Origin of the sequence: Bacillus cereus, assembly GCF_002577405.1 — a bacterium.
GTDB classification, from domain to species: Bacteria; Bacillota; Bacilli; order Bacillales; family Bacillaceae_G; genus Bacillus_A; species Bacillus_A cereus_AU.
This window is the reverse complement of the sequence record NZ_NULR01000007.1, coordinates 92,182-108,323: the sequence shown is the minus strand read 5'-3', so window position 1 is coordinate 108,323 and position 16,142 is coordinate 92,182. Positions and strand designations below refer to the sequence as shown.

The window sequence follows — 16,142 nt, the reverse complement described above, 5'->3', positions numbered from 1 at the left end:
TACTCATGGTAAAATGAAAGCGTTTTATAGTAAACGGACAAAATGGACAATCTGTCTAAAGACACCGCTCTCATTTTTGAATAGGATTTTTATATTACTAACATTCTAGGGATGATTCTGATGACCTCTTCTATAATTTCTAAAAAGATAATCGCAAACTCATTGAAGTATTTAATGGAAACAGAGTCGTTTCATAAAATATCAGTGAGCGATATTATGTTACACTGTCAAATGCGTAGGCAAACTTTCTATTATCATTTTAAAGATAAATTTGAACTATTAAGCTGGATTTATCGAGAAGAAACGAAAGAAAACATTATCGATTTTCTCGACTATGAAACATGGGAAAACATTTTCGATTTATTATTTGATTACTTTTATGAAAATCAAAAATTTTATCGAAATGCTTTTAAAGTCATCGAACAAAACTCGTTCAATCACTATTTATTTGAGCATACGAAAAACTTATATATGAAAATTATTGATGAACTATCCGTGAGCTGTAAATTCACTCTTTCTATTGAAACGAAAAATACGATTGCTTCCTTTTATAGTCACGGCTTCGTCGGAACGATAAAAGATTGGATTGAAAGCAAGTGTGAAGTAGATCCTTCCATCATGTCTTCTCTCATGAAAAATATGATAAACAATCAATTACTACTATTACTTGAGCAATCAGCAAAGTAATTAAAGGGTGGCAAAAGCAATGAAAAAGATTATGAATGATGTACAAAATATCGTTCAAGATATGCTGCATGGATTTTATTTTGAGCATAACGACAAAGTAAATTACGACGAAACACATAACATCATTTATGTAAAAAATATCGAAAAACTGAAGCAAGACGTCGCTATTATAAGCGGCGGTGGTAGCGGACACGAACCTGCTGATATTGGCTATGTAGGAAAAGGAATGCTTACAGCGGCAGTAAACGGAAGCATCTTCACTCCGCCTACAGTGGAACAAATTGTAGCAACAACTCGCCTTATGCCCAAGGATAAAAGTATTTTATTTATCATTAAAAACTTTAAAGACGACGTTGAAAACTTCCTAGCTGCAGAACAAATCGCTAAAGAAGAAGGAAGAAAAATTGAACACATCATCGTAAATGACGACGTTTCAATTGAAGATGATGCTTCTTTTAATAAAAGAAGACGCGGCGTAGCTGGCACTGTTTTCGTCCAAAAAATAGTTGGTGCGGCTGCTGAGAGTGGTCTTTCTTTGGAAGAATTAACAACACTCGGTCAAGCTGTCATCAAAAACTTACACACATTAGGAGTCGCCCTTTCACCTGCGAATGATCCCGTGCAAGGCAAAGCTTCATTCACATTAAGCGATGATGAAGTATTTTACGGCGTCGGCATTCACGGCGAAAAAGGTTACCGTAAAGAAGCGCTATCCTCTTCTGAAATATTAGCGATCGAACTGATGAACAAACTTAAAAGCATTTACCGCTGGAGAAAAGGTGACAACTTCGCTATACTTATTAACGGATTAGGCGCAACACCACTAATGGAACAATACATTTTCGCAAATGATATTCGCCGTTTATGTGAACTGGAAGGGTTACAAGTTAAATTCGTAAAAGTGGGTACGCTGTTAACTTCTTTAGATATGAAAGGTGTTTCGCTCAGTTTGCTTAAGGTTGAGGATTTGGATTGGGTGGAGTGGTTGAAGGCGGATGTTGGAGTGGGTAATTGGTGATAAAACAAGGTGGGACTCTAGGTTCCCATCTTGTTTTTTGTATGTACCTAGCTAAAAAAGCCTAACAACCACATAATACAATTCCACACAAAACGAAATTCTGATAATATAAAATAGATAATCATTTCTATATGGAATTTTTTTCATATACATAGATATCTTATTTAAGGGGGATAAAGAAAATTGGAGCTGATTTTTATTCATGAATAGACAAAATTCTTCTAATAACAAAGATAATTCCTCAAATAAAATGGCTGCTTTTATTGCAACGCTAGGAGCTCTATTAGTAAGTGTAGAAGTTTTATCTAATTTTTTTATGATTTTTTGGTTAATAATAATAGCAGTAACAAATTTAATAGTTATATTTTATCTTCAAATTAGTGTTTTTAGTTTAGTAACAACAATCCTTTTTATAATCTTTTACTTTATATACAAAAAGTTATTTACACATTCTAAATTCGTAGAAACCTTTTCAAAATATAATATGATTATTACAATAATTTCTTTATTAATTTTAAATATTTTATACATATATCAAAAAATGTTTAACGGTGCATTAATTACCCCTGTGGTAATAATTATTACATGGTTAATTTACAAATTTATGTTTAAAAAGCATAAAAAATAAGAAGAACTAGTTTTATAGAACATACTCAAAATGGAGTACTTGCTTTCATTGTTTTATTTTGGGGGAATTTTAGTGATTTTATTGTAAGTGTTAATAATCCGCCTCAAGTATATCGTTCCATACTTGAGGGGCTTTTAATTTCTAATTTAAAACCTACTAATCTATTCCTTCGCATCCCTCATACTGTAATACCCCAAATTAATAATAATCAAGAAATACCCACCCACAATTCCAGCAGCAAATGTCCACATGAAATCATGGTGTTCGATTTCATACATAATAATCGCACCGAGTATTGCGGCTGCGAACCGATTCATTATTCCGAGCATCGGTGCTTTTTCTTTTTTTACAATACTATCTCCGAACTTTTCAATACGCCTTCCTAAAATCCAGACGCAGTACATACTCACCAAAAGGCCAATGCTTATCCCTACAAACTGGGCTGGAAAAGGTGTCATAAACCCTCCCAATAACATCACGCCTAGCAAACAATACATTTGTATGTTGAATGATCTTAGTGCCATACGAATCATGTTGTGCTCCTTATCTTTCTCATTGTAATTCCGTATCATCAATTCCATCTTTCGGACTTTAAGTTTTCTGATATATCTTTTTTAAAATGAGGGAATTTGATTTTGCTCACCATTAAATAAGCGAGTATGCATGTACCAAACGCCACGGAAACTGGATTCTTTAAAAAACATAAAATGAGGAGACACATTGCCGCGAATGGAATTGGCATGCCGATAAAGGTTGGGAGTTTACTTTGCTGCGTATTAAATCTCGCAAGCCGAAGCATTCCGCACACACTATAAGCAAGCGCACATATCATACCGATTGACTGTAAATCTTTTAACACGACCGTATATGCAAGAATAGACGGCGCTACACCAAAGGTAACTAAATCCGCAAATGAATCTAACTCTCCGCCAATTTCCGAAACAGAACCGAGTTTCCGAGCAACCATGCCATCAAACAGATCAAATACCATACCTGTAATAATGAACATAACTGCACCATACATATCGCTTGCGAGAACAGAGTAAATAGCTAATATCCCACAAATAAAATTCGCTATCGTCATCATATTTGGTATGTAACTCATCACACGCTTCTCCTCCTCTCTATTCATTGCCTCATCTAAGTTCTTACTCATTACAATCAAGATCCTTCTGTTTTTCTTCCAATATCACTTTATTTATTTTCGTTAACGTATCCGTCATTTGTTCTAAAGCACCGATATCGATTTTTGAAAAATACTTCTCAATTAATACATCATCTAACTCAGACAACTGCTCCATATACTTACTACCGTTCGGACCAAGTGTAAGGAAATACTCCCTTTTATTATTAGGATTTACTTGTTTTGAAATCATCTTCTGCTTTTCTAATTTCGATAAAACTTGGCTGACAGCACTTTTCGATATATTAAAAGTAGTCGCAATGTGATTCGCTGTCGTGTTTTCATTTAAATTAATATGAAATAGCATACTCTCTTGTTGGCCTGTAAGACCAAACTCATCCTTTAAATCCTGAAATAGTAAGATGTAAAATTCATTATAAGCTCGGTTCATTTCGTTAATTACTTCTTTATACGTTCTAGTCATAGCACTCTTCCTCCATGCTGTTATTTCGTTTTTAATAGTTAAGTTCACTTAACTTAACTATATTATATCGTTATGTTCGTGTAAAGGGAAATATAGCTACCTTATTCACAATGAAAAAAGAAGACATCAATTAAGATGTCTTCTTTTCAAACTTAAAACTCCAAGCTCTCACCATTCGTCTCAATTACTTCTTTATACCAATTGAAACTATTCTTCTTCGATCTTTTTAATGAACCTTTTCCTTCATTATCTTTATCAACGTATATATATCCGTAACGTTTCTTCATTTCTCCAGTAGAAGCACTTACAAGATCAATCGGGCCCCAGCTTGTGTATCCGATAATATCTACTCCATCTTGGATTGCTTCTGACATTTCAATCATATGCTTTTGCAAGTAATCAATACGGTAGTCGTCGTTTACTTCGTCTTCAGCATTTAATTGGTCGATTGCGCCAAGACCATTTTCAACGACAAATAACGGTTTTTGGTAACGATCGTAAAGTTGGTTCGCTGTAATACGGAAGCCCTTCGGATCAATCGTCCATCCCCACTCTGATTTTTCAAGGTATGGGTTTTCAACAGAACCAAATACATTTCCGCTCGTTATACTTTTTAACACTTCTGGATCCGTACTTGTCGCTCGGCTTGCATAGTAGCTAAATCCGATATAATCGACCGTATGCTCTTTTAAAATAGATTCGTCTTCTTTCTCCATTTCAATCGTCAAATTGTTATCTTTAAAGAAACGTTTCGCATACCCAGGATATTCTCCTCTTGCTTGTACATCAATGAAGAAGAATGATTCACGGTCTTGTTCCATCGCGCGTTGGATGTCATCTGGATTACACGTATATGGATACGTTGCACCAGCAGCAAGCATACAACCGATTTTTGCATCTGGAATAATTTCATGACATGCTTTCACAGCTAAAGCACTTGCGACAAGCTGATGATGCGCCGCTTGATACTGAATTTGCTTTTTATTCTCACCTTCTTTAAATACTAGCCCTGCTCCCATGAAAGGTAAATGTAAAAGCATATTAATTTCATTAAATGTCATCCAATATTTCACTTTATCTTTATATCTATTAAAAATAGTTTTTGCATACATCTCAAAGAAGTTTACAAGCTCTCTACTTCTCCAGCTTCCATACTTTTCTACTAAATGAACAGGAACATCAAAGTGCGCCATCGTAACGACTGGTTCAATGCCATGCTTTAACAGTTCATCAAACAAATTATCATAAAACTGTAGCCCTGCTTCATTCGGCTTTTCATCATTACCATTTGGGAAAATACGTGTCCAAGCAATAGATACGCGTAACGCTTTAAATCCCATTTCTGCAAACAAAGCAATATCTTCTTTATAGCGATGATAGAAATCAATTGCGTCGTGTGATGGATAAAACTCCCCTTCTACCGGTGTAAATGAATGAATATTTCCTTTCATAATATCCCAACGGTTTTCACCAGTTGGTAATAGATCAACCGTCGTTAATCCTTTTCCGTCTTCTAAATATGCGCCTTCAACTTGATTGGCCGCAATTGCGCCACCCCATAAAAATCCTTTAGGAAAAATAACTTTAGACATATATAAAAACTCCTTTATATAAGAATTAACGAGGAAAGGCATTACGATTTTCCAAGAATACCTTTCTTCGTTTGAACCGGTATGAAATGTAACTACTATTTAACTCCTAACTCTAGTAAGGAATCTCCTGCTTGAATCTTTTCTATTCCAGTTTTCTTAATACTATATTTATCATAATTTGTAACAACAACTGGTGTTGTCACAATATAACCCGCCTTTTGAATTTCAGCTATATTAAACTCAATAAGTAATTGCCCTTTTTCTACTCTCGCTCCTTGTTCAATATAAGAAGAGAAAAATTCGCCATCTAATTTCACAGTATCCATCCCAATATGGATTAAAATTTCAGCACCTGAATCCGCCGTAATTCCTACTGCATGATTCGTCGGGAAAAGTGCAGTAATCGTACCAGAAACTGGTGAAAACAACTTTCCTTCTGAAGGCTCAATCGCAACTCCTTCACCTAACGCACCTGATGCAAATGCAGCGTCGTCAATATGTTCGAGCGGCTTAACAACACCGTTAAAAGGACTAAAGATTACTTCATCATCGTTTGATGCAGCTATTTTATCAATTGCTTCAGCTGTTTCTGTAGATGCTTGTTTTTTATTTAAACCAAATAAATAAGTAAGAACAAAACCTAGTGTTAAGGAAACAACCATCGCAATAATTGCGCCCCAAAATCCAGCTGTAATACCATCTTTAGGACTAATAAATGTTGGAAGCGCAAATATCCCAAGACCACCTGTCATATAAGCTTGCGTACCGAATACACCAAGTATTCCGCCGCCAATTCCTCCAGCAATACAACTCATAATAAACGGCTTTTTAAGAGGAAGTGTAATACCATAAATCGCCGGCTCTGTAACTCCGAAAATACCTGAAATAAAAGCTGGAATACTTAGCGTTTTTAATTTCTGGTCTTTCGTTCTCATCCAAACCGCAAGAACAGCACCAATTTGAGCAAATGAAGTAGCGAATATGAGCGCTAATATAGGATCGATACCGTGCACTGCTAAATTGTTATAGCCTATCGGAACAATTCCCCAATGAAGTCCAAAAATAACGAGTACTTGCCAGAAAGCACCAAGTACTACACCTGCTACTAACGGGCTTAAATTGTAAACCCAAATTGTAGCTTGTCCTAAAAATTGACCTGCCCACGTCGCAATCGGGCCAATCACAAGAAATGTAAGTGGTACAACGATAAGTAATGTGAAAAATGGTACTACGAATGTTTTAACAACATTTGGAATTACTTTCTTTAACGTTCTTTCTACTTTCGATCCAAAATAAGTAGCGAGAATAATTGGAATAACAGATGATGCATAGTTCATTAAAATAACTGGTATTCCTAAAAACGTAATATGAATTGGTGATTCAAACATCGTTCCCGCAAATAGCGTATATAATGGCTCACTTGCTGTTAAACCTGATAAAGCTGGATAAACTAAAGCCCCCCCAATTGCCATACCAATGAACGGCGATCCTCCAAACTTCTTACTTGCTGTATATCCTAGGAAGATTGGGAAGAAATAAAATAACGAATCTCCAACCGCATTTAATATTTGATACGTTCCTGACTGAGTACTTAACCAACCTAAAGCTACAAATAGTGCATTAAAACCTTTAATCATCCCCGTTGCAGCCAGTACTCCTAAAATAGGAGTGAAAATGCTAGAAAGAATATCTATGAGACTACTCTTTCCTTTCTCACTATCAGCTTCTTCCTCTTTTTCCTGAAAGCCCCCGACCGTAACGACCGCCTTATACACATCGGATACATGGTTTCCAATAACAACTTGATACTGTCCACCGCTTTTCATAACAGTAACAACATCTTCCATATTTTTCAGTATTTCTGTATTTGCTTTCCCCTCATCCTTTAATTGAAATCTTAAGCGAGTCACACAGTGAACAACACTATGTACATTTTCTTTTCCACCTACGTTTTTCAAAATATCCTTTGCTAATTTTTCATATTTCATAATAGATTCCCCTCCTTACAATCATCCCATTTATCATTTTTATAAAAGAAAAAACCTAAACCAACCCTATCCGCGTGATATGTATTAACCACTCAAATAGAAATTAATTTAGGTTTTGCCTGCCAAACAGTAACAATCCCATTTATTCAATTACATAATTCATTGCGTTTCGCTACACGATGAATGTGCAACGTTAAATACACTTTTTCATCTTTTGAAAGATGACTATTATGTGCTTTTTGTAAGTATGCCTCAATTTTCTCTGTACAACAATATGCTTCATGATACTTACTTTTCACTTGCTCATATAAAAAATCATCATCTGCCGAATTTAATTCTTTCTGCATTAAACGCTGGGCAAAATATCGTAAATGTGTTACAAACCGACTATAATTAAATGAATTTTCATCCAAGTTCATCTTATAGTGGTACTTTACAACATTTAAAATATCTTGGACGATTTTCGTCATCGCCACCGTTTGCTGCATCGCCGGCTCTCCTTGCTGCGCATTAACGAAATGTAGTGCAATTGACCCTGCTTCATCTTCAGAAAGTCTGAACCCAGTCTCTTCTTCAATCATGTTCAAAGCCTGTAGACCAATTTCAAACTCTTTCTGATAAAACCTCTTAATCTCCCAAAGCAAAGTATTTTTAAGATTCATTCCTTCTTTATGCCGAGTTAAGGCGAAACTTAAGTGATCCGTTAATGTAAGATAAATATAATCACTTAAAGTCCCCGGCAAAACTGTTTTAGCAAACTGAATAATTCTCTCTGTAATTTCTAAATTCTGTACAGGAATTTCAGTTAGCAGCCTAGCGAGTTTCTCTGATAATTCTCTTGTTTCTAGCACAAAGGTTTTTTCTATCTTAGATTCATCAATCGTATCGCCTACTTTTTTCTGAAATCCCAAACCTCTGCCCATAAGTACAACTTCTGTCTCATTATCCTTCATCGTACAAACAACATTGTTATTTAAGATTTTATGGATTCTCATATTGTTCCGCCTTCTTTTTCTACTAATATTACAAAAGGGTAATAAAAAAACCTAAACTGATTCCAAAAGCCACACTACACCCGTAGCCTTCAGATCAATTTAGGTTTTGCCTGCCGAACAGTAACAATCCTTTTAATTATTAACTTAACTTTATTATACACAATAAGTAAACGTTTACAATGATGAATTATTGAACATTTTTTTACAAGTAATTATAATAAAACTAAAATTTTTCAATTCTAATAACCTAGCTTCATTATCAAGCTAGTGCATTTTCATCTCCAAACTTGATAAAAAGCAAAACATAGATTTGAATTTTATTTCTCAATGAATAAAACAACTTAACATGGTAAAATAATATTTGGATGGGAGTCCAACATATATTATTAAAATTAAGATGGTTTAAGTCAGAGAAAGGCACCTTAAGGTGTCTTTTCTTTATTTTCAAAAGGACCTGCTCAATTATTGCGTAAAAAACATAAAGTAATTTGAATCCGTTAAAATGCATGAGTGAACCCTTGTTTTCTCCTCTTATTAAAGGAGGAACCATTATGGGATTTGGTGGTAGTTGTGGCGGCTGTGGCTTTTCTGGAGGCTTTGCTTTATTAGTTGTATTGTTTATTTTATTAATCATCGTTGGAGCTTCTTGCTTCTGCTAAAAAACTATCGGAGAAGGCACCTATATATGGGTGCCTTTTCTTTATGCCTATTATTATCCTATTCATCAATTCTATTATCAACACATGAGTGAACCTTTATTTTACCTTCTAATCTAAAGAAGAAACTATTATGGGATTTGGTGGTAGTTGCGGTGAAAGCTACGGTTTTGCTGTTGATACGAAAGTAAGTATGGACGATCCCCTACAATACAAAGGCAAAGTATACTATGTAATTGCAAATAAAGACTTCGTAATTCCATTTCAAAGAATGAACTAGGTTATTTTTTATGTTTTTCTTTTTCGATCTTTTTTACGAGCCTTTCCCTTCATTTTTTTAGCCCTTCTTTAAATTCCATATAGACCCATTATTGGTTAAAATGTTATAATTGAATTAACCTACATAGTTACTCATATTCAAACTGAGGAACTAACGTCTTATTAGCAATGCGCATAACTCAAATAAAAAAGACACTTTACTGTGTCTTTTTTATTTGCATTCAATTCATTTTTTCATAGGAATCATCTCTTTTATACACAAAATCTATCAAACAACAAAGGAGACTATCAAATGGAAAATCCTATTGCAAGAGAACTACGTAACATACGTGTATGCCTTATTATCTTAGTCATTGTCGTTGCATTCTGGGACCGTGAGCAAGTTGTGGATATTACTGATCATAGTAGCGATTCCACCTTAAACATCAGCAATATGACCCAAATTAGTGATAATACATTTGCATACAAAGACGAATCTAATCAAATTAAAATATTTAAGTTTAATCCAGATACAAATGAAATAAAATTAATAAAAGAGTTTTATGCTAACGAATATTAATTACATAAAATAAATAATTCAAATTGATAAAAGGCACTTTAGGGTGCCTTTTCTTTATGGAGTAGAATTATGAGAATGCAGATTTACAACGCTAAGCAATTTGTTGGTGCTATGCCTTGCCCATCAAGCTAAAGAATCAAAATCTCCCCAAAACGAAAATTCTATCCATTGTTGTCTATTGATAATGAGACGTTATGTTAACTTCACATGAATATAATATACATCATAAATTTTATTAGATAAGCATACAAGCTAAACTATTCAATTTGAATATACATAATTATATCCAATTTTAAAAAAGGAGCGAACAATTTTGAATTCATATTTTTCAAAACAAAAGAAATGCTGTCGTAGACTTTTTCCTGCTTTTCCACCTGCTGTCCCACCGGAAGCCAGAGTTCTAGCTTATGTGACAAATTCTGGGGATGGTCCAACAACAGATACAATATCAGTCATCGACACTGATACTAACACTGAAATCCCCCCACGCATACCCGTCGGAGACAACCCTTTAGGAATTGCAATTACTCCAGATGGATTGCGTGCGTATGTTACCAACTCAGATGAAAATACCGTCTCAGTGGTTAGTACCGTACTCAAAACTGAAATATCCCCACGTATTCCCGTCGGGGATGGTCCTAGAGGGATTGCAATTACTCCAGATGGATCACGTGCGTATGTCACTAATAGATTTGATAATACAATTTCAATAATCAACATCTTCACTAATACCGAAATATTCCCACGAATCTCCGTTGGGGATGGCCCCGTCTCAATTACACTCACTCCAGATGGATTACATGCTTATATAGCTAATGCACCTGCTGATACAGTCTCGGTTGTTAGTACCATCTCCAATACTGAACTACTCCAAATCCCTGTTGGGAACCTTCCGATTGCAACTGTAATTACTCCAAACGGATTACGTGCGTATGTCACCAATGGCTCGGATGGTACAGTCTCGGTCATCAACACAGCCTCTAACACCGAAATATTCCCTCGAATCCCAGTTGGGAATGAGCCTAGAGGAATTGCGATTAATCCAGACGGATCACGTGTGTATGTCACTAATGAATTCAGCAATTCAGTTTCAGTAATCAACACCTTCACTAATACCGAAATACTCCAAATCCCTGTTGGAACTCGTCCTATACGAGTTGCGATTACTCCAGACGGATCACGTGCGTATGTTACCAATATAGCTGATAATACAGTCTCGGTCATCGATACCTTTACTAACACCGAAATATTCCCGCGTATTCCTGTTGGGGATTTCCCCTTCGCAATTGCAATCGCAACTACCCCTATCTAATATAGACTCATATTTTGTATCCCATTAAGGAGGAAAAAGAAGACTTTCTTATTTCTATTTAAAAAGAATTAGAAGGAAATCTAAAAACGACTAGCTTAGATATCTCCCAAAAATACAGAATCACCTTTATCATCGTTGAAATCTTTTGAAGAAGGATAGCATGTTAAATACAAACTAGATTTTTTCAAAAAGGAGGTTAACTGTTATGAATTCATATTTTTCAAAACAAAAGAAATGCTGTTGGAGAGTTTGGTGCAGAAGATTTAAATGTTCCTAATGGACTAGCTGTTTTTACGTTATTCGGCTAGTAAGGTATGTTACAACGATACAACTACCAATAACCTTAATTATGTGAATACAAAAGCCCTCCATATTACTTAACTGGAGGGCTTTTGGTAATCTCCTACATACATTGACTCCCGATAATTTTGGGTTATGTTAAACTATTGATGTGTATAGAATTCATTTTTTATTTCTTATCGATTTACATTCATAATCTTTAATTTCCTGATCATCCACCACATATGGGCAAGGATCCTCTCGAATAAAACGTACTGCATTTAATCCTATCATTTGGGCTGGTATTGACGTATTACCATCCGGTAAAATCGGAGAGATAGAAAGGTCAGCAACTTTAAGATTTTTGGTCCCAAAAACATTCAAAAATCCATCAAGAACTCCTTCTTTAATATTTTTCCCCATCTTACATTGCCCTCCAAAGTGAGTGAAAAGGGAATATGAAGCTCTGACAAAACCAGCCAATTTAGCCCGCTTTTCATTATCGTCCAAAATTTTAAATATACTTTCATCAGGAAAGACTACTTGATAGATGCCTTCCGGATCGAGTTCACGTGCTCTAACAATCATATTATACGTCTCAATATATTGATCCACCATGAAATTTAGGTCATCTGGATTTGCCAACGGGTTTAAATCAATAGTTGGATATGCCTCTGGGTCACTATGAGAAACCATGACAGTACCTCGGCTGCTTGGATTTACATCTGCAATTCCGATACTCATAATATTACTAGGATTTGTCTCATTAAAATCCCAACCATTTATCGCAATTTCCTGACTGGGTACAAAAAACGGAAATGGAAGGCCTAATAATTGAAGGCGCCGGCCACCAATAGGGTTATTGACTTTTTTAAATGCTCCAAATGCTCCTGGCTGATTAGGATCAGCAGCCAATACCTGAAGAAGTCTTCCTGTTTCCACTCTAATTCCCATACCGACAGAATAGTGTGTTTGGAAGTTGTATCCGACTTGAGGGCTTTCTACTAAAGGCGATATACCCGCTTTAGCTAAATCTTCAGGCTTACCAATACCTGAGCGTTGAAGTATGACGGAGGAAAATTGGCCTGCAGAGACAATGATTCCTTTTCGGGCATAACTTCGTTGTGACACCCCATTCTTAACATATTGAACGCCAACAGCAACGTTAACTCCTCTTTTTTCTTTAAATAGAATTTTATCTACTGTTGTTTTTGCAAAGATGACCAATTTTCTCTGATCAACTCCAAATTCATCTGATTGGAATTCATTTCCTTGCGTAACAATTTGATTGTTTAAATATCCGGTTGCTGTCGAGGAACGAACCAATTTTCCATTTTCCATCTTTTGAATATATTGGCCTTTTAAGGATGTAACATCTCTTATCCCTGTATTGTAATCCTCTTCAATTGGTATATTAAAAACTTCTGAAGCGGCTTGTGCTAAAGTTTGGATTAATCCTTGATTAGGAATGTTTTGTTGTCTAATAAAAATAGGTCCGTTACTTCCACGTTCTTGAGGACTTTGCGTCATTCCTGTATAGGTTTCATTTTTAATAAATAATGAGCGAATACTATCATAATTCCATGCGTTATTATCAACTAATTGTGCCCATACATCATAAAGATCACGACTACCACGTACAGCTAACATCTGATTATGTTCAGAACTTCCACCAATGACACGACCACTTTGTGTTATCAACTGACGACCTAGCGTTTGCTCAATTATAGTAGTGACATGAAATGAATGTCTATTATCAGCAGCATTTAAAATAGAAACTATAAGATTAGGACTGCTTAATTCCTCTGTCATATTTGTTCCTGCTTCAAGAACAAGCACGGAAGTACATTTATCATCCGTTAATTCTTTAGCAATTACTCCTCCGGCAGTACCGGCACCAATCACAATATAATCAAAAATATATTTTTTTGACATCCTATTATTCCTTTCAATATAAAATTAAAAACAATAAATTCCTATACAATATACTATTAACATATCGGATTGGCTGCCTGTACTTATGTAGTAGATTAATAGTTTAGAAATGGCTTAGTTCTTATAATAGGATGCTATGTTAACTTTACATGAATATCATATTCTTATTTATAAATTATGTTAGAAAAATTGGACAACCATACAAGAAAAAACACTCTTAATGAGTGTTTTTTATGTTAGAGGGACATGCACATCGCCATCAAACTAAGATAAGTTTATATACCCAAACAGAGGTTTTAAGATTATAGAAGATGCTAAGATTCATCTGAAATCTTTATCAATTTCTTAGCGAATAAAACCCGCGTTTTGCCTTCAGTAACCCTTTATGTATCCTTCATCAAAGCTTTTTCTTATCTTTCGCAGCTGCAAACCTCATCCCGAAATCCCTGCATCTCACGCAATGTATAAGGGACAAGCATACAAGCACAGTTATTTGATTTGAATATAAATAATTATATTTAGTTTCAGAAAAGGAGCGAACAGTTTTGAATTCATATTTTTCCAAACAAAAGAAATGCTGTCGTAGACTTTTTCCTGCTTTTCCACCTGCTTCCCCACCGGAAGTCAGAGTTCTAGCCTATGTGACGAATTCTGGTGGGGATTCAGCAGCTGATTCAGTCTCGGTGATCAACACTACCACCAACACTGAAATTCTCCCGAGAATCCCTGTTGGAGACAACCCTGTAGGAATTGCCATCACTCCTGATGGATTACGTGCTTATGTTACCAATAGCTTTTATAATACAGTCTCTGTAATTGATACTACTACTAACATGGTCATCGGTAACCCAATCCCAGTTGGAAACTTCCCATTCGGGATAGCCATCACTCCTGATGGATCACGTGCTTATATTGCAAATTTAGTTGATGATTCAGTCACCGTAATCAACCTCGCCACTAACACCGAAATTCTCCCGCGGATACCCGTTGGAAACGACCCCGTAGGAATAGCCATTACTCCTGATGGATCACGTGCTTATGTCACTAATTCATTTAGTCATAATGTCTCAGTAATTAACATCGCCACCAACACCGAAATCCTCCCGCGGATTTCAGTTGGAGAGTTACCCATAGGGATAGCTATCACCCCTGATGGATCGCGCGCTTATGTCACCAGTGGCTTTATTGATGGTACTGAAGATACAGTCTCTGTAATTAATATTTTCACGAATACTGAAATCCTTCCACGGATTCCTGTTGGGGATGGTCCTAGAGGGATAGCCATTACTCCTGATGGATCACGTGCTTATGTTACCAATTTAGCTGATAATAATATCTCAGTGATCAATACTGCTACCAATACTGAAATCCTTCCACGGATTCCTGTTGGGGATGGTCCTATACGGATAGCCATCACTCCTGATGGATCACGTGCTTATGTTACCAATATTGGTAATAATAATGTCTCAGTGATCAACACCATCACCAATATCGAAATCTTCCCACGGATATCCGTTGGAGATTTCCCCTTCGCCATTGCAATCGCAACCATTCCGAACTGTATCTAACGTATTCTTATCTTCTGTATCCCATTAAGGAGGCAATACATTGAGAGAAAAAGACATTCTTATTTCCATTCAAAAAGAATTAGAAGAAAATCCACAAGCGACTAGCTTATATATCTCCCAAAAATACCGAATCCCCTTTATCATCGTTGAAATCTTTAGAATAAGGATAGCAAAAAAATCATAAAGTAGCTTGTTAAATACAAACTTCGATGTTATCTATAAAAAACACAAAATACCCCCTTCCAAGAAAAATCATCTTAGGTTTAAGCTAATTTCTATATACTAAAAAATCCCTTCAATTTGAAGGGACTTTTTGCTTATTATTTTGTTATCTAAACATGTATTTCATACTTCACGATTTAGTCCAATAGGAACACGACAACGATTCTTTCTTTTTCGGCGAATTTAGTAACAAATGAGAATCCTAACATTGCGCTAGGAGAGCAATGGATAAAAAACGCATAGATTGATAGAACAAAAAGGAGGTTCCCTTGTGAGAATGGGATTCCCCCTATCCTTGCTACCGATAATTTTGTGTTAACTATTGCTGTATATATTATTTATTTCTTATCACTTTACATTCATAATCCTTAATTTCCGTATCATCCACCACATATGGGCAAGGATCCTCTCGAATAAAACGTACTGCATTTATTCCTTAAATCATGGATGAAAACATGGGGAATTGCTTTCGTGCTTACATTTTTAACTTCTAACTTATTACCTTTTGTAGTTAAAAAGGTAATGAAAATATTCATATTTGTTGAGAATGATGCTTAAGAATAAGGTGAAACACTCCACCGATGCATTCAAATCAAAACAGATTATCAATATTACTTAACGTGGTAAAGTAATATTCGGATGGGAGTCCAATACATATTATTAAAATTAAGATGGTTCAAGTCGGAGAAGGCACCTTAGAGTGTCTTTTCTTTATAAACTAAAAAGTATGAGAAGTGAGTTCTTTAGCCATAATTACGACTAAAGGCTTTTTTGTATATAATTAAAAAAGGAGCTGACTTTATGGAGCATAATAAAA

16 protein-coding genes and 1 pseudogene are annotated in these 16,142 nt (G+C 35.5%); 10 read left to right on the top strand and 7 right to left on the bottom strand.

The annotated features are described in order from the left end of the window. Window positions 1-120: 120 nt before the first annotated feature. The 3 genes from dhaS (at window position 121) to COC96_RS11045 (ending at window position 2,333) form a co-directional block, all read left to right on the top strand. Complete coding sequence (gene dhaS, locus COC96_RS11055) at window positions 121-687, top strand: dihydroxyacetone kinase transcriptional activator DhaS (RefSeq protein WP_071747911.1); 567 nt, start codon at window positions 121-123, stop codon at window positions 685-687. A gap of 19 nt (window positions 688-706) precedes the next feature. Next, on the top strand, window positions 707-1,705 hold the full coding sequence (gene dhaQ / locus COC96_RS11050; RefSeq protein ID WP_098269622.1) for a DhaKLM operon coactivator DhaQ: 999 nt from the start codon (window positions 707-709) through the stop codon (window positions 1,703-1,705). A 202-nt stretch (window positions 1,706-1,907) separates the two neighbouring features. After that, on the top strand, window positions 1,908-2,333 hold the full coding sequence (locus COC96_RS11045) for a hypothetical protein (RefSeq protein WP_098269621.1): 426 nt from the start codon (window positions 1,908-1,910) through the stop codon (window positions 2,331-2,333). A gap of 161 nt (window positions 2,334-2,494) precedes the next feature. Here COC96_RS11045 and COC96_RS11040 read toward each other — a convergent pair whose 3' ends face one another. The 6 genes from COC96_RS11040 to licT all read right to left on the bottom strand — a co-directional run bounded on the left by COC96_RS11040 (window position 2,495) and on the right by licT (window position 8,515). Further along, window positions 2,495-2,866, bottom strand: coding sequence for an ATP synthase subunit I (locus tag COC96_RS11040; protein ID WP_098269656.1), 372 nt, complete (start codon window positions 2,864-2,866; stop codon window positions 2,495-2,497). Between the two features lie 38 nt (window positions 2,867-2,904). Continuing rightward, the gene (gene pssA, locus COC96_RS11035; protein WP_098269620.1) at window positions 2,905-3,489 is read right to left on the bottom strand and encodes a CDP-diacylglycerol--serine O-phosphatidyltransferase; all 585 of its coding nucleotides are present in this window, start codon (window positions 3,487-3,489) and stop codon (window positions 2,905-2,907) included. After that, window positions 3,482-3,940, bottom strand: coding sequence for a MarR family winged helix-turn-helix transcriptional regulator (locus COC96_RS11030; RefSeq protein ID WP_098269619.1), 459 nt, complete (start codon window positions 3,938-3,940; stop codon window positions 3,482-3,484). The genes pssA and COC96_RS11030 overlap by 8 nt, the downstream gene beginning before the upstream one ends. 152 nt (window positions 3,941-4,092) lie before the next feature. Further along, window positions 4,093-5,532, bottom strand: a complete 1,440-nt coding sequence (locus tag COC96_RS11025; RefSeq protein WP_098768798.1) for a 6-phospho-beta-glucosidase — start codon at window positions 5,530-5,532, stop codon at window positions 4,093-4,095. 95 nt (window positions 5,533-5,627) lie between these two features. Beyond that, complete coding sequence (locus COC96_RS11020; RefSeq protein ID WP_098768797.1) at window positions 5,628-7,520, bottom strand: beta-glucoside-specific PTS transporter subunit IIABC; 1,893 nt, start codon at window positions 7,518-7,520, stop codon at window positions 5,628-5,630. Between the two features lie 146 nt (window positions 7,521-7,666). Beyond that, window positions 7,667-8,515 carry a BglG family transcription antiterminator LicT gene (gene licT, locus COC96_RS11015; RefSeq protein ID WP_098768796.1) on the bottom strand — a complete coding sequence of 283 codons (849 nt, stop codon included), beginning with the start codon at window positions 8,513-8,515 and terminating at the stop codon, window positions 7,667-7,669. A gap of 551 nt (window positions 8,516-9,066) precedes the next feature. On the opposite strand from licT, the gene COC96_RS11005 reads away from it, so the two are divergent. From COC96_RS11005 to COC96_RS10995, 4 genes are all read left to right on the top strand, one after another. Beyond that, window positions 9,067-9,174 carry a YjcZ family sporulation protein gene (locus tag COC96_RS11005; protein ID WP_000505673.1) on the top strand — a complete coding sequence of 36 codons (108 nt, stop codon included), beginning with the start codon at window positions 9,067-9,069 and terminating at the stop codon, window positions 9,172-9,174. Between the two features lie 130 nt (window positions 9,175-9,304). Then, window positions 9,305-9,451 (top strand): hypothetical protein, encoded by a 147-nt coding sequence (locus COC96_RS27545; protein WP_176538795.1) that lies wholly within the window; start codon window positions 9,305-9,307, stop codon window positions 9,449-9,451. 291 nt (window positions 9,452-9,742) lie between these two features. Continuing rightward, entirely contained in the window at window positions 9,743-10,009 is a 267-nt protein-coding gene (locus COC96_RS11000; RefSeq protein WP_098269614.1) for a YmzC family protein, read from the top strand. Between the two features lie 409 nt (window positions 10,010-10,418). After that, entirely contained in the window at window positions 10,419-11,321 is a 903-nt protein-coding gene (locus COC96_RS10995) for a YncE family protein (RefSeq protein ID WP_257201733.1), read from the top strand. Window positions 11,322-11,783: 462 nt separating this feature from the next. Here COC96_RS10995 and COC96_RS10990 read toward each other — a convergent pair whose 3' ends face one another. Next, a complete protein-coding gene (locus COC96_RS10990) occupies window positions 11,784-13,535 on the bottom strand; it encodes a GMC family oxidoreductase (protein ID WP_098768793.1) in 1,752 nt (583 codons plus the stop codon). Window positions 13,536-14,080: 545 nt separating this feature from the next. On the opposite strand from COC96_RS10990, the gene COC96_RS10985 reads away from it, so the two are divergent. The 3 genes and pseudogenes from COC96_RS10985 to COC96_RS27740 all read left to right on the top strand — a co-directional run. After that, complete coding sequence (locus COC96_RS10985) at window positions 14,081-15,103, top strand: beta-propeller fold lactonase family protein (RefSeq protein WP_098768792.1); 1,023 nt, start codon at window positions 14,081-14,083, stop codon at window positions 15,101-15,103. Window positions 15,104-15,143: 40 nt separating this feature from the next. Then, the gene (locus COC96_RS27540; protein WP_180234956.1) at window positions 15,144-15,287 is read left to right on the top strand and encodes a hypothetical protein; all 144 of its coding nucleotides are present in this window, start codon (window positions 15,144-15,146) and stop codon (window positions 15,285-15,287) included. Window positions 15,288-15,754: 467 nt separating this feature from the next. Further along, window positions 15,755-15,883 (top strand): annotated as a pseudogene (locus tag COC96_RS27740) (DUF2798 domain-containing protein); the annotation flags it as partial. Window positions 15,884-16,142: the final 259 nt, after the last annotated feature.